Annotated in this window: 27 protein-coding genes, 1 pseudogene and 2 other annotated features; of the genes and pseudogenes, 2 read left to right on the top strand and 26 right to left on the bottom strand. The window is 35.9% G+C overall.

Translation table 11 applies throughout. The features are described from left to right. Positions 1 to 51: 51 nt before the first annotated feature. Both B5V89_RS02780 and safA read right to left on the bottom strand, forming a co-directional pair. Positions 52 to 1,026, bottom strand: coding sequence for a phosphotransferase (locus B5V89_RS02780; RefSeq protein WP_066227242.1), 975 nt, complete (start codon positions 1,024 to 1,026; stop codon positions 52 to 54). Next, positions 1,016 to 2,266 (bottom strand): SafA/ExsA family spore coat assembly protein, encoded by a 1,251-nt coding sequence (gene safA / locus B5V89_RS20560; protein WP_108070382.1) that lies wholly within the window; start codon positions 2,264 to 2,266, stop codon positions 1,016 to 1,018. Before safA ends, B5V89_RS02780 begins: the two co-directional genes overlap by 11 nt. Positions 2,267 to 2,525: 259 nt before the next feature. Between safA and B5V89_RS02770 the strand changes: the two genes are divergently transcribed. After that, complete coding sequence (locus tag B5V89_RS02770; protein ID WP_066227237.1) at positions 2,526 to 3,071, top strand: transcription repressor NadR; 546 nt, start codon at positions 2,526 to 2,528, stop codon at positions 3,069 to 3,071. 29 nt (positions 3,072 to 3,100) lie between these two features. On the opposite strand, the gene pheA is transcribed toward B5V89_RS02770, so the two are convergent. The 23 genes and pseudogenes from pheA to B5V89_RS02660 all read right to left on the bottom strand — a co-directional run bounded on the left by pheA (position 3,101) and on the right by B5V89_RS02660 (position 25,078). Further along, entirely contained in the window at positions 3,101 to 3,952 is an 852-nt protein-coding gene (gene pheA / locus B5V89_RS02765) for a prephenate dehydratase (protein WP_066227234.1), read from the bottom strand. A 29-nt stretch (positions 3,953 to 3,981) separates the two neighbouring features. Then, the gene (locus tag B5V89_RS02760) at positions 3,982 to 4,473 is read right to left on the bottom strand and encodes an ACT domain-containing protein (protein ID WP_107920257.1); all 492 of its coding nucleotides are present in this window, start codon (positions 4,471 to 4,473) and stop codon (positions 3,982 to 3,984) included. 70 nt (positions 4,474 to 4,543) lie between these two features. Beyond that, complete coding sequence (gene obgE / locus B5V89_RS02755; RefSeq protein ID WP_066227229.1) at positions 4,544 to 5,836, bottom strand: GTPase ObgE; 1,293 nt, start codon at positions 5,834 to 5,836, stop codon at positions 4,544 to 4,546. 45 nt (positions 5,837 to 5,881) lie between these two features. Next, on the bottom strand, positions 5,882 to 6,415 hold the full coding sequence (locus tag B5V89_RS02750; protein ID WP_108070380.1) for a Spo0B C-terminal domain-containing protein: 534 nt from the start codon (positions 6,413 to 6,415) through the stop codon (positions 5,882 to 5,884). Positions 6,416 to 6,546: 131 nt separating this feature from the next. After that, on the bottom strand, positions 6,547 to 6,837 hold the full coding sequence (gene rpmA / locus B5V89_RS02745; protein WP_058002044.1) for a 50S ribosomal protein L27: 291 nt from the start codon (positions 6,835 to 6,837) through the stop codon (positions 6,547 to 6,549). 12 nt (positions 6,838 to 6,849) lie between these two features. Next, on the bottom strand, positions 6,850 to 7,179 hold the full coding sequence (locus B5V89_RS02740) for a ribosomal-processing cysteine protease Prp (protein ID WP_066227224.1): 330 nt from the start codon (positions 7,177 to 7,179) through the stop codon (positions 6,850 to 6,852). Between the two features lie 12 nt (positions 7,180 to 7,191). Beyond that, positions 7,192 to 7,500, bottom strand: a complete 309-nt coding sequence (rplU, locus tag B5V89_RS02735) for a 50S ribosomal protein L21 (protein ID WP_066227221.1) — start codon at positions 7,498 to 7,500, stop codon at positions 7,192 to 7,194. Positions 7,501 to 7,513: 13 nt separating this feature from the next. Then, positions 7,514 to 7,595: a sequence feature (ribosomal protein L21 leader region), on the bottom strand. 46 nt (positions 7,596 to 7,641) lie between these two features. Continuing rightward, complete coding sequence (locus B5V89_RS02730) at positions 7,642 to 9,120, bottom strand: Rne/Rng family ribonuclease (RefSeq protein ID WP_066227218.1); 1,479 nt, start codon at positions 9,118 to 9,120, stop codon at positions 7,642 to 7,644. Between the two features lie 97 nt (positions 9,121 to 9,217). Beyond that, a complete protein-coding gene (locus B5V89_RS02725) occupies positions 9,218 to 10,084 on the bottom strand; it encodes a M50 family metallopeptidase (protein WP_066227215.1) in 867 nt (288 codons plus the stop codon). Further along, positions 10,077 to 10,844, bottom strand: a complete 768-nt coding sequence (locus B5V89_RS02720) for a M23 family metallopeptidase (protein ID WP_066227212.1) — start codon at positions 10,842 to 10,844, stop codon at positions 10,077 to 10,079. The genes B5V89_RS02725 and B5V89_RS02720 overlap by 8 nt, the downstream gene beginning before the upstream one ends. Positions 10,845 to 10,969: 125 nt before the next feature. Then, positions 10,970 to 11,776 (bottom strand): septum site-determining protein MinD, encoded by an 807-nt coding sequence (gene minD, locus B5V89_RS02715; RefSeq protein WP_066227208.1) that lies wholly within the window; start codon positions 11,774 to 11,776, stop codon positions 10,970 to 10,972. A 2-nt stretch (positions 11,777 to 11,778) separates the two neighbouring features. After that, the gene (minC, locus tag B5V89_RS02710) at positions 11,779 to 12,459 is read right to left on the bottom strand and encodes a septum site-determining protein MinC (RefSeq protein WP_107957960.1); all 681 of its coding nucleotides are present in this window, start codon (positions 12,457 to 12,459) and stop codon (positions 11,779 to 11,781) included. A gap of 83 nt (positions 12,460 to 12,542) precedes the next feature. Beyond that, positions 12,543 to 13,061: a rod shape-determining protein MreD gene (gene mreD, locus B5V89_RS02705; RefSeq protein ID WP_066227202.1), complete on the bottom strand. Its 519-nt coding sequence runs from the start codon at positions 13,059 to 13,061 to the stop codon at positions 12,543 to 12,545. Continuing rightward, positions 13,061 to 13,918, bottom strand: coding sequence for a rod shape-determining protein MreC (gene mreC, locus B5V89_RS02700; protein ID WP_066227200.1), 858 nt, complete (start codon positions 13,916 to 13,918; stop codon positions 13,061 to 13,063). The genes mreD and mreC overlap by 1 nt, the downstream gene beginning before the upstream one ends. 126 nt (positions 13,919 to 14,044) lie before the next feature. Next, entirely contained in the window at positions 14,045 to 15,061 is a 1,017-nt protein-coding gene (locus B5V89_RS02695) for a rod shape-determining protein (RefSeq protein ID WP_066227196.1), read from the bottom strand. Between the two features lie 187 nt (positions 15,062 to 15,248). Further along, positions 15,249 to 15,932 carry a RadC family protein gene (radC, locus tag B5V89_RS02690; RefSeq protein WP_066227194.1) on the bottom strand — a complete coding sequence of 228 codons (684 nt, stop codon included), beginning with the start codon at positions 15,930 to 15,932 and terminating at the stop codon, positions 15,249 to 15,251. A 52-nt stretch (positions 15,933 to 15,984) separates the two neighbouring features. After that, a pseudogene (locus B5V89_RS02685) lies at positions 15,985 to 16,553 on the bottom strand (Maf family protein). Positions 16,554 to 16,691: 138 nt separating this feature from the next. Next, positions 16,692 to 17,681 (bottom strand): hypothetical protein, encoded by a 990-nt coding sequence (locus B5V89_RS02680; protein ID WP_108070378.1) that lies wholly within the window; start codon positions 17,679 to 17,681, stop codon positions 16,692 to 16,694. A 384-nt stretch (positions 17,682 to 18,065) separates the two neighbouring features. After that, on the bottom strand, positions 18,066 to 18,212 hold the full coding sequence (locus B5V89_RS20005; protein ID WP_160331407.1) for a hypothetical protein: 147 nt from the start codon (positions 18,210 to 18,212) through the stop codon (positions 18,066 to 18,068). A 22-nt stretch (positions 18,213 to 18,234) separates the two neighbouring features. Beyond that, positions 18,235 to 18,978 (bottom strand): prepilin peptidase, encoded by a 744-nt coding sequence (locus B5V89_RS02675; protein ID WP_108070524.1) that lies wholly within the window; start codon positions 18,976 to 18,978, stop codon positions 18,235 to 18,237. A 285-nt stretch (positions 18,979 to 19,263) separates the two neighbouring features. Then, the gene (locus tag B5V89_RS02670) at positions 19,264 to 20,967 is read right to left on the bottom strand and encodes a sensor domain-containing diguanylate cyclase (RefSeq protein WP_108070376.1); all 1,704 of its coding nucleotides are present in this window, start codon (positions 20,965 to 20,967) and stop codon (positions 19,264 to 19,266) included. 114 nt (positions 20,968 to 21,081) lie between these two features. Further along, positions 21,082 to 22,368: a bifunctional folylpolyglutamate synthase/dihydrofolate synthase gene (locus B5V89_RS02665; RefSeq protein WP_107958570.1), complete on the bottom strand. Its 1,287-nt coding sequence runs from the start codon at positions 22,366 to 22,368 to the stop codon at positions 21,082 to 21,084. Positions 22,369 to 22,432: 64 nt separating this feature from the next. Next, on the bottom strand, positions 22,433 to 25,078 hold the full coding sequence (locus B5V89_RS02660) for a valine--tRNA ligase (RefSeq protein ID WP_108070522.1): 2,646 nt from the start codon (positions 25,076 to 25,078) through the stop codon (positions 22,433 to 22,435). Between the two features lie 66 nt (positions 25,079 to 25,144). After that, positions 25,145 to 25,418 (bottom strand) — a binding site (T-box leader). A 178-nt stretch (positions 25,419 to 25,596) separates the two neighbouring features. Between B5V89_RS02660 and B5V89_RS02655 the strand changes: the two genes are divergently transcribed. Further along, a complete protein-coding gene (locus B5V89_RS02655; protein ID WP_066227182.1) occupies positions 25,597 to 25,788 on the top strand; it encodes a hypothetical protein in 192 nt (63 codons plus the stop codon). Between the two features lie 28 nt (positions 25,789 to 25,816). On the opposite strand, the gene ysxE is transcribed toward B5V89_RS02655, so the two are convergent. Continuing rightward, the gene (gene ysxE, locus B5V89_RS02650) at positions 25,817 to 26,848 is read right to left on the bottom strand and encodes a spore coat protein YsxE (protein WP_108070374.1); all 1,032 of its coding nucleotides are present in this window, start codon (positions 26,846 to 26,848) and stop codon (positions 25,817 to 25,819) included. Between the last annotated feature and the right edge of the window lie 33 nt (positions 26,849 to 26,881).

Raw genomic sequence — 26,881 nt, 5'->3', positions numbered from 1 at the left:
GTGGAGTCCATTCTATTCCGTTTGTTACTGGTTATTTCACCTAAAAGTCCCTTATATTCTTTTTATCATTTCATTTGCAAAAGATTTCCTTTGTTCATATTGATTAAAAGTAATTTCCTTTAAGTAAGCTAACGATTGATCCTTATTCTTTTTGTTTTTTGATCTGATAAATCGATTCCATTCCCTCAGAACATCTGTTGGATAGATAAGGGCAATGACAAAAGCTTTATGATTTAATAAATCTTTAATTGTTTCCATTTGTTGTAATTCATGATGCGACCATTCAATATAAGGCAAAATTCGATTGGTGAATTGTAAATAATCAATGACAGGGCTTCCTAAATGTATTAGATCAAAATCAATCAAAAAAAGTTGTTGATCAAAATTATATATAAAGTTATGATGGGCAACATCACCATGAATAACACATTTTGCTTGTTGGTTAAAATAATTTTTATTTTGTTTCAACATATGTAATGACCATTTTGCCCATTCAACATAGACCTCTATATAATATTGTGGAATAAACTTTTTTAACTGAGGAAAATTAGAAATAAAATCATTTAATCTTGTCTCCCATTTTTCAATCTGATTAAAAAACGATAATTTAGTCGAAAATTCATTAGCAAATAATTGGGTTTTTTCATGGAATTTCGATAATAACTTTATTGCTTGAATCCTGTTATTTTTTGTTTGATATGAAAATGAAGACCCTTTTTTTATAAATTCAATTAATCCAAATATCCTATCCTCAAAAAAGCAAATTTTTTTCGCATGGACTGGGTGAAATCGATAAGTCCAATGGAAGCCATTTATAAATAAAAGTTTTGTTAAATATATTTGATTTTCGATTTTTTCTTTAGTTGGAAATTCCTTTAAAATCCAAGTGTTTTTAGCTGTTTTACAAACCCAAATACCATTTTTGATTTTTTTTACATATAAAAACGTTTCTCCGGTAAACGAGGTTAAATAAAGAAGGAGACGATGTTCGAATTCGTCTCCGTCACTTCTTCTATTAGCAGTCATCACAATCTTCTTCCTGTCTTGGGTAACCTCCGGGATAGCCCCCCGGGTAACCTGGATAGCCTTGACCATATCCCATATAAGGGGTTCCGTATCCTGGATGCCAACCTTGTTGAACACCATAAAAATGACTATACGGATGATATCCATAATGTCCGTATGGGTGATGTCCATGATGATGATGAGCATGCCCATATTCATGTCCTTGACCATATCCCTGTCCTTGATGGTAATCCGGATGATGATGGTAGTCATGTTGGCTTCCATAATATTCATGACTTCCATAGTGTGGATTATCAGGTCTTTCTGGAAAATTCATGTTAACACCTTGCTGCGGCATATTTCCAAATTGACCATATTGGTTATATGGCATCCCAGAGTATTGGCCATCCGGGGCAGGTAAGTACGCACCTTGTTGGACATTTGGCATGGAATGCATACCGTGAAACTGAGCGTCTTGAGATTGAATAAATACTCCTTGTTGCGGCATTGAATGGCTTGCCATCATCGGCATAGATGATGATTCTTCTTCTTCATGCATCCAGCCTCCATGCTCAGGAACCTGTGTTGGATAAGCTCCTTGGCCATAATAATAGTTTTCAGGTGCATAAGACATAGCTCCTTGGACTTCCGGCATAACTGGTGTGTTATAACCCATTGGAAATCCTTGTTGCATTGGGTAATGTCCCATCGGTGCTTGATACCCGTATGGGTACGGAGTAGGTCCACATCCACAATCAGCTATTGGCATACAAGGTACGGTTGGATACACTTCAAAACACTCCTCTTGAACTGGCATCATTGGCATTTCAACTGGTGATTCAATGCTTTCTACTTTTTCTTCTTTCACTGGAGGCGGCGCTTGCATTTGCGCTTGCATTTGTGACATGTGCATCGAATAATAGTTATTTATATCAATTTCCGGGATGACAGGCTGCGGCATAATAGGAGTATAGATCGTTTCCTTTTTTGGAACCTCCTTAATGATTTCTTTTTGCACGGGCAATGTTGGCACTGGCTGTTCTTTATATGGATGTACAGCCTTTGGCGTTTCCTTCTTAGGAATTGCCACTTCTTTCTTAATTGTTCCTCCGGTTGTAGGTACTTTTATTTTCATACCAGGCATAATCATTTCCGGATTAGATAATTGGGCATTCATTTTCTTTAGTTCTTCAAAATCAACGCCATATTTTTTAGCAATATTCCAAAGAGTATCGCCTTTTTGAACAATATGGATCTTCACTAAAGTTCCCCTCCTCAGGCATAAGTCCATATAGTCTATGTCAAAATGGGCAAAATGCTAATGTTCTTCTAAAAAAATTTATGTTTCTTACGATAAAAATATACCTTCTCACTACCGGAAGAAGGCTAGGTTATTTGTAAATATAGTTAATAGATGAAATAAACAAAAGAAAATTTGGCATATATCAATTAGTTGGTTCTGTACAAAACATTATGTTAGAATCCAAATAGGAATAAAAAGCTGAAGGGAGTCTATCTGAGTGTTAGAAGAGAAAAAATTACTTGGTGAAAATAGGCGCGATTTTCTTTTACAGTTGCTAAAAGAAAGTAATGAACCAATTATTGGGGGAGAATTAGCGAAAATAGCTAATGTCAGTCGTCAAGTAATTGTTAATGATATAACCTTATTAAAAGCTAAAAGTGAACCAATAATAGCGACAAGTCAAGGCTATTTATATCTCCGACAACAAAAGGTTTCGGATCAATATGAAAAAACGATTGCATGTAATCACACACCAGAACAGGCTGAAAATGAGCTAAATCTCATTGTTGATCATGGCGTTACAGTAAAAGATGTAAAAATTGAACATCCTGTATATGGTGACCTAACAGCATCAATCATGGTATCTAATCGTAGACAAGTCAAACAGTTTATTGAAAAAGTTAAAGCGACGAAAGCTGTCTACTTATCAAATTTAACCCATGGTATTCATATCCATACAATTGTTGCAAAAAGTGAGCAACAACTTATAGATGTCGAAAACGCATTAAATAATGCCGGGTTTTTAATTAATACTAATGAATAAAAATTAAATCCAACAGACAGCTGTTGGATTTATTTTTGTGTATGATAGGAAAAATAACTTCCTAAAATTTTCACCTGACAACCGAGTGATTCAATTTCCTCGATTGCATTTTTCACTAACTGATCTTCATATGTTTGATTAATATCAATCATAAAGAAATAATGACCTAAACCCGTTTTCAATGGCCGCGATTCAATTTTACTTAAATTTATTTTTCTCCAGGCGAAAGCAGAAAGCACTTGATGTAAAGAGCCGGCCCGATCTGAAGGAAGAGTAACCATTATTGTCGTTTTTTCATATGTAGACGTAAGCGAAGGTAATATTTCTGTATCATTATGTGCTAAAACGATAAAACGAGTATGATTAAAATCGTAATCATGGATGTTTTCTTTCACGATTTGCAAGTTATATTTTTCAGCCGCTAATTCATTTGCAATAGCGGCCATGTTCGATTCCGGATGTTCACTTACATATTTAGCGGCAGCTGCCGTTGATGTCATTTGTTCCAAGGTTACCCCACGAAATTGTTGATGTAAAAATTTATGACATTGGGCAAGTGCATGGGGATGAGATAAAATACGTTCAACCTCATTCCACTTATTGTATTGCATCGGATGCACCATTAAATGTTGTTGAATAGGAACAATAATTTCTGCTCTAATCGGAGGGTTTGTTTCATGAAATAAATAATCTGTCGTTAGGTGTACTGACCCTTCTAATGCATTTTCAAAAGGGACAATAGCCATATCGACTTCTTTATTTTTAACGGCCTTGAAGCAATCGGGAATCGTTGTATAAGCTATTCGTTCAACATCAGGAAATGCATTTTGGACTGCTATATCTGTAAAAGTGGCTTTTGGACCTAAATATCCTGCTCTCATCTAAAATTCCCCCTCTCGATCCCCCACTATCATGCTCCGGAACCTAAAATTTCCACCTTATCAATAAAATCCAAACGACGTAATTTCGATAATAACTCATCAAGATCAATCGTTATATCTGTTACTTCTAATGTAATCGTCACATTCGCACGTCCCTGTATCGGAATTGTTTGATGGATAGTTAATACATTACACGAATGATTAGCGATGACGCCAAGTAATTCAAACAGTGTCCCTGACCGATCTTCTAAGTGGAAAAACAAAGTAATCATTCGTTCTTTAACGATCGAATGGAAAGGAAATACAGTGTCCCGGTATTTATAAAAGGCACTGCGACTTAAATCAACGCTTTGTGCTGCATCTGCTACAGAATCAGCTTTTCCGCGCTCTATAAGTTCTTTTACTTCCAACGTTTTTTTCATTGCCTCAGGCAACACATCTTCACGGACGAGAATGAATTTATAGTCTATCTCTTTTTTCCCCAAGGTCACTCCCCCAATACAAAATACAAAGCGTTCCATCGCATTATATATAGCAATTGGCTAGTTATTTATTTGTCTAAAGCTCAATTACTATTTTATTATTGAAAGATTATTCAACAAATTCGAATTCATAATCCATAATTTTCACAATATCCCCATTAGACGCGCCACGCTGTCTTAATGCATCATCGATGCCCATTGAACGTAATTGTCGAGCAAATCTTCTAACCGATTCATCTCGTGAAAAATTAGTCATTTTAAATAATTTTTCTAATTTATCTCCTGTCACAACAAAGCTTCCATCAGGATCCCTCGTAATATCAAACTCTTGTTCTTGTTTTTCATACTTATATACAACCCGCTGTTCTTCCTCTTTTTCTTTTTCAAGTTCATGTAATGGAAATTCCGGTGTTGTTTCAAGTAAATCCGCAATTGCAAATAGTAAATCTCGTAAGCCTTGTCTTGTAATCGCAGAAATTGGATAGATTGGATAGTCTTCCTTCAGCTGCTCTTTAAATTTAGCGAGATTTTCTTCCGCATCTGGCATGTCCATCTTATTTGCAACGATTATTTGCGGTCTTTCCATCAATCGTAAGTTGTATTCTTTTAATTCTTGGTTAATCGTGACATAATCTTGATACGGATCTCTTCCTTCAAGTCCTGACATATCTATAACATGGACGATTACTCTCGTTCTCTCAATATGTCGAAGAAATTGATGACCAAGTCCAACCCCTTCATGGGCACCTTCAATTAAGCCCGGTAAATCGGCCATTACAAAGCTGCGACCATCTTCTGTTTCGACTACGCCTAAATTAGGAACAATTGTCGTAAAATGATATTCAGCTATTTTCGGTTTCGCTGCAGAAACGATTGATAATAAGGTTGATTTACCGACACTTGGGAACCCTACTAATCCGACATCGGCCAACACCTTTAATTCAAGAACGATATATCGTTCTTGTCCCGGTTCACCATTTTCCGATATTTCCGGTGCCGGGTTCGCCGGTGTCGCAAAGCGAATATTTCCACGACCGCCACGACCACCTTTTGCTACAACAGCACGTTCTCCGTGTTTGGTTAAATCAGCGATGATTTCTTTTGTGTCATCATCAATAACTACTGTACCTGGAGGAACTTTCACAACCATATCTTCTGCGCCGCGGCCGTGCTGTCCTTTTGACATGCCATGTTCCCCGCGATCGGCTTTAAAATGTCGTTGATAACGGAAATCCATTAATGTTCTTAACCCTTCTTCGACGACAAATATTACGTCTGCACCTCTTCCGCCATCACCACCAGCAGGACCACCTTTAGGAACATATTTTTCCCTTCGGAAGGCGACCATACCGTTTCCGCCATCGCCACCCTTAACAAATATTTTCACCTGATCTACAAACATAGAAGTACCACCCTTATAATTATAATACTGTTATATCAATGTGAATTACATGATTATTTCAACAGAAAAATAGGTTAAATCTATTTTATTTATGTTTACACTCTTAATCATTTTTTCTTGATTGTTTAACCATTTTTTTAATAATTCCTGCCCATTTTCTTTTATTGTTCCATTAAATTCGAAATCAAAACGTGTTTGGCCCTGATATTGTTCAAATGCAATGGATAAATTATTTTCTTGTAAAGGAACTACGACTTTTTCTAAAGTGAGGAAAAATGATTGAATCCAATTTGATAACATTTGGTCATCAACAGTTAACTCCCCATTTTCACTTAATATTTCATAATCAATTTGAAATGGATGGGGTTCCCAGTTAAATGTAAGTAGGATTTCTGCAAAGTGAGGGAGTTTTAAATTCGATAGTCTTGATTCTTGTTGTGCTTCTACTATCATTTTGTCCATTATTCGATTCACATTGTCTAGTTTATTCAATGCAATATTTCCTTTAATAAGCTGAAGCTGATTCATCCAATCATGGCGTGCATGTCGAAGAACTTCAACAATCGTCCACTTTTCCATTTAATTGACTCTCCTAATACATACATTCTTATCGTTCTTTTGATAGTATATCAAAAGTAAATATTTATTGCATTTCTAGTATAAAAAAAACTCTAACCGATAAGATCGATTAGAGTTTTTTAATCGTCATATTAAGCTTCTTGTGCAACAGGATATACGCTCACTTTTTTCTTGTCGCGGCCCATACGTTCGAAACGTACGATACCATCAACTTTTGCATAAAGTGTATCATCTCCGCCACGGCCAACGTTTTCACCTGGATAGATTTTAGTTCCGCGTTGACGGTAAAGGATGGATCCACCAGTTACCAATTGACCGTCCGCACGCTTAGCGCCTAAACGCTTAGCGATAGAGTCACGACCGTTCTTAGTAGAACCTACTCCCTTTTTAGATGCGAAAAATTGAAGATCTAATCTTAACATTTGTTCCACCTCCTACCTGAAGGTTATTTTAATATATTTACCATAATCGCGTTCAATCGTTTGTAATGAAACGACCATACCTTGTAACAGTAATTGTACTTTCGCTTCCTCATCCGAAGGTAACTGCTCAGGAATTGTACATTCAAGATATCCGCCATTTGATTGTTTAATCAAAGGTTCAATCTTAGTCAATTCCATAATCGCATTAATCGCACCGAATGAAACGGCTGAAGCACCTGCACAAACGATATCTTGGCCTTTCGTAGCAAAATCTGCATGACCTTTCATCGTAAAGGATGAAATTTTCCGATTAGATGTTTGCCGGATTTGAACATGTATCATGCACAGTCACCCTTATGCATTGATTTTTTCAATTACAACTTGTGTAAATGGTTGACGGTGACCTTGTTTTTTGTGATAGTTTTTCTTTGGCTTATATTTGAAAACAACCAATTTCTTAGAACGTCCTTGTTTTTGAACTTTCGCAGTTACAGTTGCTCCAGCAACAAGAGGACTTCCAACTTTTACAGAGTCGCCACCTACGAAAAGAACTTTGTCGAAAGTAACAGTTTCACCTTCAGCAACATTCAATTTTTCGATTGTGATAGCTTGGCCTTCTTCAACTTTGATTTGTTTTCCACCAGTTTCAATAATCGCGTACATACTTGCACCTCCTTAATAAACTCAGACTCGCCAAAAGCAGGCGTTTTGCCAATTAGCAAACACTTAAAACCTGAATTGTGCGGTTGTAGCACGGGTGCTACAAACATAACATTAAAATCTTATCAAAATGAGACTCTTATGTCAATATCCGTTATTCATCTTTGCGGATATTTCTTTTCTCGATCCAAAATGACGTATGTAATAGATTGGGCGGCAGGATGGTATAATTGAAAAGAAGAGCTGTACATGTAATGACTGTTCAATTCTTTTTAAATGAACATTATTTTCCCCGCAAAAAATTGTTTTTACCTCATCCGTTAATTCAATTAAAACAGCTTCATGTTCTTTAAAAGGCTTTTCCAAAAGTTCTCTTTCTAAGCGAAAAGCCATTGTTTCAGGACTTTCCACCTTGCCTCTTCCTGCACAAACCGGACATTGTGTTAAAAGTGTTTCAGCTAGTGATTTCTTTGTTTTTTTGCGAGTCAGTTGGAAGATCCCTAGTGTTGTAAACCCAACTAGTCTTGTATATTTAGAATCCTTCTTTACTTCCTCTTCAATCGTTTTTTGAACGAGCTGGCGATGTTTTTCATTTTTCATATCTATAAAATCAACTAATATTATGCCGCCGTAATCTCTAATGATTAATTGCCTGACCATTTCCTTAGCAGCTAAAATATTCGTCTGCAAAACTGTATCTTGAAAGTCCTTTGTACCGGAAAATTTCCCCGTATTCACATCAATGCTAACAAGCGCTTCTGTTTCATCTATAACAAGATACGAACCATTTTCAAGCCATATTACCCGCCTTAATGATTTCTCAATTTCCGATTCAATTTTATATGTCGCAAAGATGTTTTCATCACTATAATGAAAGGAGAATTCCCATTCCGATGAATGATGATTTTGTTTTAAACGTTGCAATAATTGTTGATCATCTGAAATGACCTTCCCATTCGTTAAGTGGGTTAGCTCATTCATTAGTTCATTTTCAAACATTGAAGATTTTTCTAGTAGTGCAGGTGGTTTTAGATTATACGATTCTTTAATGATGTACACATATTTTTGACGAAGCATGTTTAATTCGGAAAGCCATTCTTCTTCACTCGAATGGAATGCATTCGTTCGAATAATAAAGCCTTCATGTTTCATTTGATGTTTTTGTACTAAAGTTCGCCATTTTCTTCTGCTCTCTTCATCACCCTTTTTAGATACTGCTATATAACCTCCTTCAGGAATGTATACCATTCTCTTCCCTGAAAGTTCAATAACGGCTGTTAACAATGGCCCTTTTATCGTTGTTTCATCTTTTTTTACTTGGACAATAAGCTTTTCGCCTTTTTGAACAAATTTCGAAATAGAAAGATATTGTTTATTAGGATCTTCATTTTGTATGTATGATGGGAGCTGATCACGATGAACATACCCATGTTTATCCGTCCCGATATCTACAAAACAGGCATTCATTCCATTTTTAACATCGATAACTTTTCCAACATATATATTACCAACTTTTGTCTCATCTTGTGGCTGTTCAATAAATATTTTGGTAACTTTATCGTTTTCTACTGTCGCAAATCTTTTTTCTGATGTTTTATAATTAATAACTATTTCATTCATCATCTTGCACCTACCCTTAATAAGCAATAAAGCCCGCTCATATATAGGCAGGCTAGTTATAACTTTAAATAGGTTTAAATGATTCGTCAAGGGACACCAGTTAATAGCTATACATAAGGTCTTTCACTTTGGCGTCTATTTGCTTTTCTGCAAAATAAGCATGCAATACTTCATTCTCATCAAGATGGCCGATTTCTTTCCCATCCTTCATAATTAAAAGCGGATGCTTTTTCCCACGTTGAAATTTTTCCAATACTTCATAGAGGAATTCTTCGCCATTTATATTAAGAGGGCGCAATCGTTTAAAATCCATTTTCTTCCCATAATATCGTTCCAATAAAAATCGCATAAAAACAAAATTCATTTGTTTCCATTCAGCCCATAAGGAAATGTACAAATATATGACGACAATCCAAATATTTAAATTAAACGGAGTAATAATTATACTAATTACATGGAAAATTAGTAAAAAAAGTAAAGAAATAAATAAAGTTATCCGTATTGCCTGCAAAAATGGCTTATTGACCGAAAATAAAAGATGCAAAAGTTTACCTCCGTCTAATGGCCAAATAGGTAGTAAATTGAATAGTAATATCATTAAATTATAGTCCATAAATGTCTGAAAGAAGCTAATCGAAATAATATGCATTTTGAATAAAACAAACATTACTATTGCAAGCCACACGTGTTGAATCGGTCCAGCAAGGATGACAAGCAGTTCTTCTTTTAGCGGTCTATTACCGTGTTCATCCATTTCCGCTACACCGCCGAATGGCAGTATAGAGATTTTTTTTATTCTCCAAGAAAAAAAATGGGCCATGATACTATGTCCCATTTCATGGATAAAAAGAATACTAAATAATATTAATAATTCATGAAACCGGGCAGTTATGACAGCAATCCCTACGATAATCCAAAATAATGGATGAATATGAATTTTTCGTAACAGCCCTATGAAATTATTCAAATTTTATCACCTGTATCGGATCGATAAATTTCTTTCCTTGCTTGATTGCAAAATAGAATTCTCCTGTTAGACCATCTGCTGCATTTGAAACAGTCCCGACTTTTTTGCCCGTATGCACTTCTTCATATTCTTTCACTTGAATTGTTTCTAAATTTCCATACCATGATTCAGTCATATCCGGATGCTGTATGATGACAGTCTTACCAAGGTCTTCTTTTTTACCGGCAAAAATTACTTTTCCTCCATCCATTGCATCAACTGATTCATCAGATTTTGTTTCAATCATTACACCGCGTCCGTCAGCGGAAAAATTCGTAAGAACCTTTCCAGATGCAGGCATCACATAATCCTCCTTAGCGATTGAGTTATTGTCTTTCCCATCATTTTTAATCGGAAATAAGGCTAAAGGTTTTCCGAATTGTTTTTCATACCAGTTTGAAACTGCTGCAAATTGAAACTCTGAGGTCATCGTATTATTCACAAAGCTTTTTACCTGATCAAGCTTCGGAGTCGAACTTTTAAATACAATCGCTACAAAGAGAACTAAAACCGCTGAAACTAATATTTTAAATAGGAATAGTTCTTTATTCCATAAAGGATGTACTTTACTAGGTGGATCTGCCTCAAAAATCGGATAATCATCAAACTCATCCCTATAGGGAGGAGAAGAAATTTGCTTACTCTCTTTTTTTCGTGGATATGATTTTGTTTTCCTTTTTTTAGCCATTTGTCGCCGTATTTCATCCGCACGATTTCCCATCCGATCACCATTCTCCCTTAAACAGTTTGTACTATTCTATGATGAGCTTTTGCACGATATGACAAGCTATCTATTTTTCTTTTAATATGCAAAAAGACCTTCCATTATTGGAAGGTCTAAATAATTTAAGCCTTTACACCGAAAAGCCTTTTAATTTTGGCAAATACTCCCGGTTTATTCTCTTCTAATTGTTGCAACGGAATGGATTCACCAAGAATTCTTCGAGCAATATTTCGATAAGCGATTGATGCTTTACTATTAGGATTTAATGCAATTGGCTCGCCTTGATTCGAACACTTAATAACTTCCTCATCATCTAAAACGATTCCAATTAAATCTATCGAAAGATGGCTGGTAATTTCATCAATATCCAACATTTCTCCACTTGACATCATATGGTTTCGAATTCGATTAATGACTAATTTTGGTGGTTCGATTTGTTCCTCTTTTTCTAGTAAACCGATAATTCGATCAGCATCACGCACGGCAGATACTTCCGGTGTTGTAACTACGATCGCTCGATCTGCTCCTGCAACAGCATTTTTATAACCTTGTTCAATGCCGGCCGGGCAATCAATTATAATATAATCATATTCTTGTTTTAACTCACCAATTAGTTTTTTCATTTGCTCGGGATTTACCGCTGATTTATCACTTGTTTGAGCGGCAGGGAGAAGAAATAACTTATCTTCAAATCTTTTATCCTTTACTAATGCTTGATGGGGTTTACAACGGCCATTCACAACATCTACCAAATCGTAAATAATTCGATTTTCTAAGCCTAACACGACATCCAAGTTTCGAAGACCGATATCGGTGTCAACAAGACACACCTTCTTTCCTTGGAGGGCAAGTGCAGTGCCTAAATTAGCAGATGTGGTCGTTTTTCCGACTCCACCTTTACCGGAAGTTATAACGATTGCCTCACCCATGATTAGTATCCCCCTTTAAAACTAGTAATATTTGGTCTAAGATGTTTTAATGCTTGTATACGATCAATAACAATTTGATTGGTATCATCTATGTAAGCACATTCCATTTCATGATGCTCTTGTTTACCATACTGATCGGGAGCTCTAGTAATACAATCGGCAATTCTAATTTGTGCCGGCAGCATTAAAGATGCAGCAACGATAGATTTTTGTTTGCCGCCGTAACCGGCATGTGCAATTCCTTTTAATGCCCCCATGATATAAATATTTCCCCCTGCAATAACGGTACCACCGGGATTTACATCACCAACTAATAACAGATCACCCGGAACTTCAAGAACTTGTCCAGATCGTATAATTGAAGCAACCGAATAAATTTGTTCTTCATCTTGAATTTGTTTCGCTCTTTTTTTTGTAATTACATTACTTTGGACTTCTTCAACGACTAAATTTCTTTTATTTCTCACTAATTCCTTTAATTCTTCTTCTTGTTCTGGTGATATATAACGATTTCCCAGTTGAATTCTTACTGAAATCAACGGGCTATCCTCACTTTCCACATGATGAATTACAAGTTTTTCCTCTAGTTCGTCTAATAACTCAGGATAAGAGCACTGATCATTTAAGCTAAGAACTAGCCCATCCTTCGTACCCTTTATCATGACATTTTGTCTTTTTTTCATCGCAAATTGCTCACCTCAGTGGCTATAATATTCGACAATAGTCAACGATTTTCCTCTTTTCAAAGTGAGAAACGATAAATTTTTTATTCATCCAACACTTCTTTTTTCCTTTTCTCAAGCCATTTTTTCATTGGATAGGAAAAAATGATAAAAAAGATTAGATTCACGACTAAAGTTGGGATCAGTCTAACGTATAAAAAATCCACCATAGACATCGTGACATGATTAATTAAAATATTCAACTCATAAACAAGAAATTCAACTATGATTATATTAACTAATACAATAAGGGCAGCAACAAAAATATTCGCTTGAAGAATTTTCATCATTTTTGAAGTTAAATAAATCGTAAATGGAAATAAAAACATATAGACACCTAAAATGCCTGTATAATTTATATCAAATAATAAACCGAATATAAAAGCATATAATATCGCTCGATTTCGAATATAATAGATACCCATTAATAACAAAACAACTAAAAGAAAATGAGGAACGATTATATATCGTCCTCCAAACGCATTATGAGGAAAATACTGAACAAAGATACTTTCGAATATAAAACATAGACTTAAAATAAGAGGAAGAACAATGCGCTTCATTATTCTCCCTCCTCATCTGGTTTTACAGTGGAACGTTCGATAATCTGCACATTTTCGATATCATAGAAGTCCGCATATGGCTTCACCCAAGCTGTTTGTGTTAGCCCATTTTCATCAGGCACTAATTTTTCAACGGTTCCTATCGGCAAACCTTTTGGAAATATCCCACCTAATCCGGAGGTATTTACGATATCGCCTTTTTTAATACTTACATCATAGTCAATCGTTTTCAATAATAATACCTTATGTTCTTCATCGTATCCTTGGATTAAACCGTATTCTCTCTTTTTACTTAGAACTTCAGCAGAAATTCGATTTTTCGGATTAGATGAGCTTAACAATTCGACGGTTGAAAAAGAAGGAGATGTGTTGATTACTTTTCCTAACAGACCTTTTGAAGTCATAATGGCCATGTTCTTTTTAACCCCGCTTGATCCACCTTTATTAATCGAAATTTGTTCATACCAATGATCAGGATTTCGGGAAATAATTGTCGCTTGAATGGATGAAAAATTTCTTAGATCATCTTGTTTTTTTAATATTTTTTTCAATTCTTCGTTTTCACTTTTTAAATCAGCTATTTCACCAGTGATTTTTGGCAGCTCATCTAATCGCGCTTTTAATTTTTTGTTTTCAGTATATGTATTCTGAATATCCTTGACGCTTTCAATAAAATTTGAAATACCATGTGTCGGAATAGCGACGATCGATTGACCAAATCCGACGACATCTCTTACAAACTGTTCTGGCTTTGAAACATTTTCACGATCACGTAAGGAATATCCAATCAATGCCACGAGCAAGATGATACTGATAAGCAAAATAATTAACCGTTTATTTAAAAAGAATTGTGGCATGTTGTCCACCCCATTAACAAAATCCAATTACGTATTTTGATTATTTTTTCCGTACTATACTATGACGATACTTGGTCATTTTTAGTTTCAAAAAAATAGGGATAGGGGCAAATTGCCCCGCCCCACTTATTTTTCTTTTACTTTATTTTTGAATAAGTCGATATGCTCTAACGCATTCCCTGTACCAATCGCTACACAATCGAGAGGATTTTCAGCAATTAAAACAGGCATACTCGTTTCTTTGCTAATAACCTTATCAAGGTTTCGGAGTAATGCTCCTCCACCAGTTAAAACAATCCCACGGTCCATAATGTCTGCAGCAAGTTCAGGTGGTGTTTGTTCTAACGTTCCTTTTACCGCATCAACAATGGCATGCACTGTGTCATGAAGTGCCATCGAAATTTCTTCTGCTGTGATTTCAATTGTTTTTGGTAATCCAGTTAAGAGGTCTCGACCACGAATTTCCATCGGTTCAATTCCTTCAGGTTCTCCGGCAGATCCAATCTCCATTTTGATTGCTTCAGCTGTTCGATCACCTATCAATAAATTATACGTTTTACGTATATAACTAATAATAGAATCATCAATCTCATCACCGGCAACCCGGATAGACTGACTTGTAACAATTCCCCCAAGAGAAATGATCGCAACTTCTGTCGTACCGCCACCGATATCTACAACCATGCTCCCAGTTGGTTCCCATACAGGAAGGTTAGCACCAATCGCAGCGGCAAATGGTTCTTCGATAGGAAATGCATCACGTGCTCCCGCTTGTCTAGTCGCATCAATGACTGCTCTTTCTTCAACAGAAGTAATACCGGATGGCACACATACCATCACATACGGTTTTCGCGAAAAACTTCCGCCTTTATTTTTTGTTGCTTGTTTAATATAGTATTTCATCATTGTTGCTGTCGTTTCATAATCGGCAATAACGCCATCTTTCATTGGCCTTGTGGCAACAATATTTCCGGGTGTCCGACCAATCATGTTTTTCGCATCGTTACCCACTGCAACGATTTGCTTTGTATCCGTATGTATTGCCACAACGGAAGGCTCACGAACAACAATTCCTTTTCCTTTAATAAAAACGAGTGTATTTGCTGTACCTAGATCGATCCCAAGATCTCTACTACCAAACATTCATGTATCTCCCTTTCTACTCTGAAATGCTTCAGAAGACATGTCCTTTTCTAGCATTCAATAACATCATTTATTTTTTTAGCATGTGTATTTTGAAGTGAAATTATATTTTTTTATTTAACAAACCCCTAGTCACTGCAAAAATCATAAACATTATTATATCGTAAGATGAGCAAAAATCATAGTGTTATAAATACCCTTTTTCCTTCAAACTGACAAATTTTTTATCACCGATAATAATATGATCAAGAATATCAATTCCCATCAATTTTCCGCATTCAACTAACCTTTTTGTTACCTCTATATCTTCCCTCGATGGCGCGGGATCTCCGGAAGGATGGTTATGAAGACAAATGATGGAGGCAGCAGAACGTCGAAAAGCTTCTTTGAACACCTCGCGTGGATGTACTATCGAGGCATTTAGGCTTCCGATAAAGATGGTTTGTTGGTGGAGAACTTGATTTTTCGTGTTAAGGTACAAACATACGAAATGTTCCTGTGATAAAAAGCGCATATCATTCATAACATAATTTGCGCCATCTTCAGGACTGCGGATGACATAACGATCTTGATAGGTGAGATTGCCAATTCTCCGGCCTATTTCAACTGCTGCAAGAATTTGGACTGCTTTTGCATATCCGATTCCTTTAACAGCCATTATTTCTTCTAAAGATGCATCTTTTAGTAACCGTAAACCTTCGAAGTTTTTCAAAAGCTTGTTGGCCATTTGAATAACCGATTCTTCTCTCGTACCCGTTCTAAGTAAAATTGCGAGCAGTTCTTGATTTGATAGACTTTTTGCTCCATTTTTTACAAGCCGTTCGCGAGGGCGTTCATCGGCTGGATAATCACGTATCATTAACTTTTCCATTTCTGGACATACCTCCTATTAGATGTGCATTTAGGAGGTGTGTAGCGAATCATTACTTAAATAGCATCATTTTATGCAGTTCTCTGTTAAGCCGAGAAATAGGAAGACCAACGACTGAAAAGTAGTCACCTTGAATAGATCGAACGAATAGCGAACCAAGCCCTTGAATGCCATACCCCCCCCGGCTTTGTCAAACGATTCTCCGCTATTTAAATAATGTTCAATTTCCTTAAGTGTAAGCTCCCAAAATGTCACATCGGTTTTTTCATAAAAACAATGAATTTTTTCCTTAAAAACGATAGCTACACCTGTGAAGACGGAATGTGTTTTTCCAGATAATCGTTCCAACATTTGTTTTGCGTGTTCCCGATTCACTGGTTTTCCAAGTACATCTTGTTCAAGGACGACAATAGTATCTGCACCGATAATCACTGCCTCCGGATAATCTTTTGAAACTGATTTAGCTTTTCTTAAAGCTAATTCAACAACTACTTCATGGGGTAATAAATTATGTTGGAAATCTTCGTTTTCATTGCTTGTTACACTAGTAAAAGGGATTTGAAGTTTGGCAAGAAGTTCTTTTCTGCGAGGAGAACCTGAAGCTAAAATTAAATCTGGCATAATCCACCTTAACCTTTCAGAATAAATAGGAGATACATGTTAATCGTAGCAAAAAAAATGTACATACACAACGAAATTATGCGAAAATTGGCGAAATAATTGCGAATTGGCTGACACGAGTTCGTATCAGCCAAAATTTTATTCTAGCTTGTTAATTTCTTTAAGATAGGAAAGTAAGGAATCTTGTGCTTTTATTAATTCCTGTTGATTTAGATTGTTTTGATAAGTAGTTAAAGCTTGAAAGCTTTTCATTTGATTAATTTTCATTGTTTCCAACTGTTTATTTTTTATATCCTTCAAATTTGTAATATCGGTTAGTTTTGTTTTCAGTGCTGCAATCGCATCTTTGTCTGTATCCCCTGAAAGATAGGCATTAGCAATTTCTTTGCTAAGGGATTGAAAGAGCGGTATCGAAGCAGAAATGAATTTTCCTTCATCTTTCGTTTGAATAGGAATGCTTTTCCCCTCAAATGTTAATTCCTTAGCAAACACAGCCACCCCTTTTTTTTCATACTGTTTTGCTAAATTTTTGGCCGCTTGGAGATCTCCTGCCACACCGATATAAATATATTGCTGATTAGACATCGGCAAAACGACCGCAGGCAATCCTTTTTCTTTAATTGCTTGCACGATTGGTTCGGGATTTTTGTAAATCCCACCTTGTATAAGTGCCGTTGTAAATGCTGGAACCTGGATAGCAGTTGAATTACCCGGGCTATTTTTTTGTGCAGAATTTTCATTTTGGACGTTGGCTGAATGTGTTTTTTGCGCAGAATTGCTTTGATAAATAACAACTTTTAACATAAATAAACCAATTAATACCCCAATAGTAACCGCAGTTACGATTGAGAGAAATAACTTTGTTACATGTTTATTTTGATTTTTTTTTAGTTTATTTGAATAAGATGCCGTACTTTTCTTCGTATAATTGATTTTTTTAAATTCTTGAACCTGATTTTCTTCAATGTCGGGCAATATCCATTCGAATTGTTCATCTTTTGTCTCCGCTCCAACAGCGGTTTCTTCTTTTGCCGACTTCCAATCATGAATAGCTATATCCTCATTGACTGGACGTTCTTTTCCATTTATTTTGATCTTGATTTTCTGGTTTTGCGGATGCTTGTCCATTTTTGTCCCCTTTCCGTTCGCGATATTTGTTATATGCTAACATAAGGATAAAAAAAAAGAACAAGACTTTTGTCGTCTTGCCTGTAAAGGATTTCGTCAAATTTCTACTTCTTATTTTGTACATAGCAAATGTGCCATTCCAAAGACTATGGAGTTTGGTTATTATTCCGCTGGGTATCGGGGAATTGAACAAAAGGATTGAGTTTGTCGCTTGCTGATGGCACCTCTAATTTTGGCAGCTGATCAGCCAAGCTTTGTAAATCTGGCATATAATATGCTGATTATCAGGAACGATAAAACGTACTGGTCTTTTTTCACTCCTAATTCGTCAACGATATTTTGTAAAATATGGGTTAAATGCTGTTTATCGATAATGCAGCCATCTTAAATAATCCCACGATCAAGAAGACGCTCCCCATATTGTTGAACAATAAGTGGTGAACACCGCTTCAGCTCTATATATCGGATTGCACGATCGTTAAAATTGAAATTCAATGGTATTTGATCGCGTTGGAAAAAACGCAGCCCCATTGAAAAAACTCCTTTAATATAACTAAGTTAATAGTGAAAGATACCAATCTATGATGATCTGGCCATAAAAATAAGTAACTAGTGCCCCAAGACCAATAAACGGACCGAACGGGATTGGTTTCCCTTTTTTAAAGATTCCTAACTTCATACCAATTATCCCAACTACAGCACCAAATAATGTCGCAAGAAAAAATGAGAGAAGCACAGATTTTAACCCTAGCACGAAACCGAGGACACCAAATAGCTTTATATCTCCCCCACCCATACCGCCTTTGCTGACAAAAGCGATCGCTAAAAGTAGGAGAAAACCAATTGCCCCACCGAGCAGTGAGTCCCACCATGGATCAAGCGGGGAAAGGAATCTTTCGATAAAAAAAATACCTGTAAACACTAAAAGTATTTTGTCAGGAATAATCATATAAGCTATATCTGAGATGAAAATAATAATAATTAATGATATCAACGTCCAAGCAATAATGACTTCGAAATTCCAGCCAATCTGTTCATAGGAAAATACGAAAAGTATGGCTGTTATTAGCTCACCTAATGGATAGAGCGGAGAAAGCCGCCCTTTACAGTGACGACATTTCCCCCCTTGGATTAAGTATGAAAAAACAGGTATCAATTCCATTGCTGATAATGTCCGATGACAATGTGAACATGCTGACCTAGGTTTTACGATTGATTGATTTACCGGTACCCTCAGTCCTACGACGTTGAAGAAGGAGCCGAGGAGGAGGGCGTAGAGGAAAATTAAGATTATTATCAATTAATCTATCTCCTTATTTTTACTGAGTTTTTTTATATCAACTACGGCACTGCGCTTTAAATCATCTTCATTAGCATCTATTTTTCGAGTTACGTTTTAACAAAGTAACATGATAAGTATATTTCGAACCGCTTTTGGTGATTTTAACCAATGATCTATCTCTATCATGTGCTCCTCTTTTGACTATTTTAATTAGCATAATAGTAATTTAATAATTGCATGTTATATAGTTCTTTAATACTATATCTATAAATAGAGGTTGATTTTTTCGAATCAACCTTTTTATTTCATATATTCTGCTACTCTATTTTTCCCGGCTTGTTTTGCTCCTATGTATAGTGCGCGATCCGCATGCCTGATTAACGCAAGTGAATCATCGGCATCTTGTGGTGCAGTTGCGACACCTATACTTACGGTAATAGATATACTTTCATTTTTCACACCTATATCTAAAAAATTCTGTGTTGCAAATGGCCGATTGGCAATTGTTAAACGGACGATTTCTGCTAAACGGAGAGCTGCTTGTTTGTTTGTATCCGGTAGGAGTATAACGAATTCCTCTCCCCCGTAGCGAGCAACAGTGCCCCGATTTCCTATTAAGCTTTTAATCCTTTTAGCCATTTGGACGAGAATTTCATTCCCACTTTGATGTCCATATGTATCATTTACGCTTTTAAAATAATCGATATCAAGCATAATTAAAGAAAGTTCATTTCTTTGTCCTTTCGATAATAATTCAAATTCATTTGAAAGAAGTTCCTCGAAATAGCGGTAATTATATAATTTCGTTAGTTGACAATGCTCGCTCATCCTTTTCGTTTTTTCATAATGCTTTGCATTTTGAATAGCTACAATGAAGTACGAACATAAAATATCAATCATTGGAATCTGATATTTCTCATATTGCTTTTTTTTAGTTGATACTAAAAATAAAACCCCTTCTACTTTTTTCCGTCTAAAAATAGGAATACACAAAACACTTTCGGCACCTTCCGGCATGTATCCATAGGATTTATTTTCCCACTCAGCTTTTTCATTATAGAGCACTGCTTTTCCCGTCCCCCAGACAACACCACTTATTCCTTGATTTATCTTAATTGCCGGCATAATATCTATGTTTTGCTCCCCTTTTTCAACCCCTCTTAATAGAACGAGTTCATCACCAATTACATCGAGAATATAGCCGTAATCAACCGGGAGGACTTGGGATATTTTCTTGATAAATAAATCAAGTACTTCATTTACTTGTAGTCGTTCCGTTAATTGGTGCCCTATTTCAGCAGCTCTTTGTAAATATTCATTTACTCTTTCTGAAGAATTGTACATTCTTAATACATAGGCGAAACTAATAAATGGAATACCAATGACTAAAAAGGCAACATATCCAATATCGTTAAATAAGAAATATAGACCGACTCCGAGTGGGAAAACCATTGTTAATGTAAAGAAATCCCACAACATATTTTTCGCAAAGAAGCGCTCTTTTTTGCCTAAAAATATCCCGGACCAGTGGTATAGTATTTGATTCGCGATAAAATTCACGAGTTGATAAATTATGAGTGGTCCAATCAAATCAGAAAAAGTATGGTTTCCAATCTCCCCTCCAACTGCATAGAAAGTAATCCCACTTATTAAGGAGACGAATAAAAACATAACTGAATTTAAAAAATAGCGATATAGTTCATCTTTTTTTATTTTTAACGAAAACATTAACATGATGATGGAAAATTGTAAAAAAAGAATTTCATAAAATAATCCATGTAACAAAAAGGCAACTAATGTAATCCATTGAGTCAGGAAAATAGGAGTTTCATTAATAATAATCGGAAAATATGAGACAATTCCCGCAAAAACTAGAAAAGCTGCTACTAAATAAAGTTCCATTGGCTCAGAAGGGAAAAACTGATAAGCTACTATAATTCCTGTCGGAACAAGCAGTAACCAACATATGAAAAGAAGCTTCAATTTAGTAGCGTGATGTTCCATGTTAATCCCCCTGATTTATAGTTAATAAGTCATAATCTTCTAAAATATTTTATCAAATTGCAATACTATTGTCATTACTTTTTTCCTATTTAATTTACAAAATCACTATTTTTTTTAGATTTGGGTAAATTCCTTAAAAAACAATTTTACATTACTAATAAAATATAAAGAACCCGAAATAATGAGCATTTCATTTTCCTCTAACGCATTAAACATTTCTTCCAGTAGCTTTTTCCAATTTTTATTCACTTTCGCTTGTGGAAGTAAATGAAGTGAAAATAGTTGCTCCGCGGATGCTGCCCTCGGAAAATCAAATTCAGTAAAATATACTTCTGCATCTAATTTCGCAAGAGGTTGGATCATATTCGTTAATTCTTTATCACTCAAGGCTGCAAAAATCATTTTCTTCTTTTTGTACGGAAAATGTTCTTGTAATGTATTGATTAAAGAGTTGATACCTTCCGGATTATGTGCCCCATCCACAATAACGAATGGATGTTCGCTCAATACTTCCATCCTTCCTGGCCAAAACGCTTTTTTTAACCCTTCCCGTATCATCGGTTCATCAATATGTAAAAAGATTGCCGCCCCAATTGCTAATATAGCATTTTCAATTTGGTGCTTCCCTAGCATATTTATCACCAAATTTTGGTATTGACCATTTGAATAGGAAAAAGTAAATTGTTCTCCGCGATGAAGTGTTCGGATATTTTCAACTTTGAAATCGTCCTTACTAATGAAAAGCTTCGCGTTCATATCTTTTGATTTGTTTTTAATTACCTCTAATGCTTCTTTTTGTTTTGCTCCAGTAATAACCGGAATTTCATTTTTAATAATTCCTGCCTTTTCAAAGGCTATTTCTGCAACGGTGTGGCCTAGAATATTTACATGATCCATTCCAATGTTTGTGATAATACTTAAAATAGGCTGTAAAATATTTGTCGAATCCAGTCTTCCTCCTAAACCAACTTCAAATATCGTCATGTCCATCGGGTTCATATAAGCAAAATAATAAATGGCCATAACCGTAATCACTTCGAATTCAGTCAAAGATCCTAAATTGGTAGTTTCTATTTCCTCAACAAAGGGCTGAATGCTGTTAACTAATTGAATAATTTCTTCATCCGTTATCGGTTGACCATTCACACTTATTCGTTCATTAAATGTCTCAATATATGGTGAAGTAAATGTTCCGACTCGATAACCGGCTTCATTAAGTATTGATCGTAAATAAGTAACAGTAGAACCTTTTCCATTGGTTCCTCCAATATGAATAACTTTTAACTTTTTTTCGGGTGATCCTAATTTTTTCATCATCCATTCCATTCGTTCCAATCCCGGTTTGATTCCAAACTTTAATCTGGAATTAATCCAATCGATTGCTTCTTCATACGTTTGCATTTTCATGACCTCTTTATGTAGGAAGACGAATTCATTGTTCGAATTCGCCTTCCGTTGTTTTTAATTAATGATGTTTTAATTCTTCAATTCTTGCTTTAACTGTAGCTTGCTTTTCTAGATAATCTTTTTCCTTCGCCCGTTCTTCATCGACTACAGCCTGTGGAGCTTTGCTGATAAATTTCTCATTACCTAATTTTTTCTGAACACGGTCAACTTCTTTTGTCCATTTTTCTAGTTCTTTCTCAAGTCGTACTATTTCCTCATCAATATTAATTAACCCTTCTAATGGAAGGAATAACTCTACACCTGTTACGACTGCCGTCATGGCTTTGTCTGGTGCAGCTAATTCAGTAGCAATGGTAAGTTCATCCGGATTACAGAAACGCTCAATATATGATTGATTCTTTTTAAGTGATTCCAGCACTTGGTTATCTTTTGCTTTTAACATAAGCTTAATTTTTTTGCTTAGTGGTGTATTTACCTCAGAACGTATATTTCGTACTGAACGAATAATTTCGACTAATAATTTCATTTCGCCTGCTGCTGCTTCATCATGCAACTCATCATTTGCTACAGGCCAAGATGCAACAGTAATAGATTCCCCTTTATGCGGTAGGTTTTGCCAAATTTCTTCGGTTATAAACGGCATAAATGGATGTAATAATCGCATCGTATTGTCTAAAACATAAGCTAAAATGGAACGAGTGGTAAGTTTTTCCGCTTCATCCTCACCATATAGCGGTAACTTCGCCATTTCAATATACCAATCACAGAAATCATCCCAAATGAAGTTATAGAGAACTCTACCAACCTCACCAAACTCATACTTGTCGGCAAGCTTTGTTACTGTTTCAATCGTTTCATTTAACCGGGTTAAAATCCACTTGTCAGCGACTGATTTTTCTCCGCTTAAATCGATTTCTTCGTATGTTAAGCCATTCATATTCATCAGTGCAAATCGGGAAGCATTCCAAATTTTATTCGCAAAGTTCCAAATGGACTCTACTTTTTCCATACTGAATCGTAAGTCTTGCCCTGGTGAGCTGCCAGTAGATAAGAAATAGCGCAAAGAATCTGCACCGTATTTATCGATGACATCCATTGGATCAACACCATTACCAAGGGACTTACTCATCTTTCTTCCTTGTTCATCACGTACAAGACCGTGAATTAACACATCTTTAAAAGGAATTTGCCCCGTAAATTCTTTCGCTTGGAAAATCATCCGTGCAACCCAAAAGAAGATAATGTCATATCCGGTAACTAATGCATTCGTTGGATAATAACGTTTGTAATCATCTGCGTCCGTATCGGGCCAGCCCATTGTTGAAAATGGCCATAATGCAGAACTGAACCAAGTATCTAATACATCATTATCCTGTTCCCAATTCTCAATATCTTTAGGCGGGTCGATATCTACATGAATCTCTCCTGTTTCTTTATGATACCATGCCGGAATACGATGTCCCCACCAAAGCTGACGGGAAATACACCAGTCGCGAATATTTTCCATCCAGCGTAAGTACGTTTTCTCGAATCGTTCAGGAACAAATTGAACACCTGCATCTGTACCTTGCATAGAAACGGCAGCTTCAGCTAATGGAGCCATTTTTACAAACCATTGAGTAGATAAATACGGTTCAACGACCGCTCCACTTCTTTCTGAGTGACCAACCGAATGCATATGTTCTTCTATTTTAAATAGAACTCCTTGCTCTTGAAGATCCTTAACAATTTGCTTACGGCATTCGAAGCGATCCATGCCTTCATATTTGCCGCTCTTATCATTCATTGTTCCGTCTTCATTCATCACTAATATTCGTTCTAAATTATGACGATTGCCAATTTCAAAATCATTAGGGTCATGTGCCGGCGTAATTTTAACCGCCCCAGATCCAAATTCCATATCGACATAATCATCACCGACAATCGGAATTTCACGACCAGTAATAGGTAAAATCACTGTTTTTCCGATTAAATGTTTATATCTTTCGTCTTCGGGGTGAACAGCAACAGCCGTGTCTCCAAGCATTGTTTCAGGGCGAGTGGTTGCAATTTCAATTGACCCTGTTCCGTCAGCTAACGGATATTTCATATGATAGAATGCACCTTGAACATCCTTGTAAATTACTTCAATATCGGATAAAGCAGTTTTTGTAGCTGGGTCCCAGTTAATAATATATTCCCCGCGGTAGATTAATCCTTTTTTATAGAGGGTAACAAACACTTTACGTACTGCATCTGATAATCCTTCATCCAAGGTAAAACGTTCACGGGAATAATCTAATCCTAAGCCGATTTTCGACCATTGTTTACGAATGAATGCAGCATATTCTTCTTTCCATTTCCATGTTTCCTCGACAAATTTATCCCTGCCTAAATCGTATTTTGATACGCCCTCTTCACGTAATTTTGCTTCTACTTTTGCTTGTGTGGCAATTCCTGCATGGTCCATTCCGGGTAACCATAAAACATCATAGCCTTGCATACGCTTCATTCTTGTTAAAATATCTTGTAAAGTCGTATCCCAAGCATGACCTAAATGCAGTTTTCCAGTTACATTTGGAGGTGGTATAACGATTGTATATGGTTCTTTATTCGGATCATCTTTCGCTTCGAAAAATTTCCCTTTTACCCACCAATCATAGCGATCTTTTTCAATCGTATTCGGATCATATTTAGTAGACATTTGAATTTCTTGATTTTCCATTCTATTTTCCTCGCTTTCGTTATCCTGATACTCTTGATACCTATACAAATAAAAAACTCCCCTCGTCAAAAGGACGAAGGGAGCGATTTTCGCGGTACCACCTTTTTTCACAGACAATAGCTATTACATACACTAAAGCCTGGCACTTAACTATGATAACGGCTTTTCACCGGCTTCAATTACTCCAATTTATGTTTCACAGAAGCTACTCATGGGCGACCTTCCAATGTTCACTCTTAGGAAATCTCTCAGCTATTGATTTCCCTCTCTGAATGTAAGCTTAACTATCAAGCTTATTTAAGCAGTATCCCATTGTACTATTCCCAATCACTGCATTTAAATTTCATTTAATTTAATTTAATTTAATTTACTTATTATAGTATCTAAATCAACTGCATTTCGTCAATCATTATTGCCGATTATTAAAAAAAATATTCGGCTTTTGCGGGATTGACACCTATTCACCCATATCCCATACATTATTATATAAGGAACCCGAGAATAGGTAGGTGAAAGGAATGAAAAAAAAGTTTAATCAATATACGATACAATCTTGGTTTAAAACATTCAAAGGTGTCGGAAAGCAGCTAATTATTCCATTTACCATTTTTCAAGCGATTCGAACGATTTTATTGCCTACTGCCTTCGACGTTTTATTACTAGCCATCTTTATTTTAATTGCTTTTGCATTCCAGAATGAGTGGATTTGAAAAATAATAGGCCCTTCCTTATAAATTTTTAGGAAGGGCCACTGTTTTCTGTTCCTTTAGACTGAATTTCCATTTCACGTATCCGCATTACAACATATTCGGTATTTTTTAATAGCCAATATTGTTTTTGCAATTGCTTCACAAATCTTATTTCCGGTTTCTTCGTTTTCTTTAAGAAATATTCTTTAACAATTCGATGCATGTGACCGGGATGTGCTAAATAACTGAGAAAAAGATGCTTTTCATCTTCTCTAAAAGGAAAATGTGATAGATAAGTATAGACCCATTCTACACAATCATCCCATCTCTTCGGATAGGTAGTTAATGTTCTTGCCAAAAAAGGGAGCAAATCATGAATTGGGGAGGAGACTTTAGAATCTTCAAAATTCGTAAAATACCCATATCCTCGTTCATCATATAGAAAATGCTCTGTAGAAATTTTGCCGTGAACAACTACAGTTCTTCCTTTTTCAAGTTCTTTAGAAACGTCATACCATCGCTTTATCTCCTGCTTTGAAAAATCAAGCGCCTGGATGATGTCTTGATAAAATGTACAATATAATAATTCAAAAGGGGACATATACACTTTCTTTTCACTACGTTCAAGGAATTCCTCGAAAAATTCGGATTCTCTTTCCAACTGTGTACTCGTTAGCTCAAAGTGTTCCTTTCTTTCTTCACTTGCTATCGGAATGTCCTTAACAGATAATGTATGCAATCGAGCCAATTCCCTAAACATCTTTTGATGCTTTTCATTGCGATCCTCTTTTTCTTCATTCGGTAACCATGGCATTAAATAATATAAATAGTGTTCATTAAGCACGGCATACCTTCCATCAAGCGTCGGATAGATTGGTACAATCCGATTATAACCTCGATGATAGAGCATTTGTACGTTGCGAACAAAATCTGTTCCTAATTGAGGAGAAATTCGTTTTAGGGCAAAGTTTCCATCTCTCGTAACTATTTTATAGGTCTTGCCGTACTTTTCGATAAAATTAACTTTTAGACCGTATTGTTTTAAAATCATTTTTATTTCGGATTGTGTACTCTTATCCATCCTATCACCTGCTTAGGTGCCCTAAACTGCCTC

Source organism: Heyndrickxia sporothermodurans, assembly GCF_003055045.1.
GTDB lineage: Bacteria > Bacillota > Bacilli > Bacillales > Bacillaceae_C > Heyndrickxia > Heyndrickxia sporothermodurans.
Note: the sequence above shows the minus strand (reverse complement) of the source record. Positions and strands in the feature narration are given on the sequence as shown.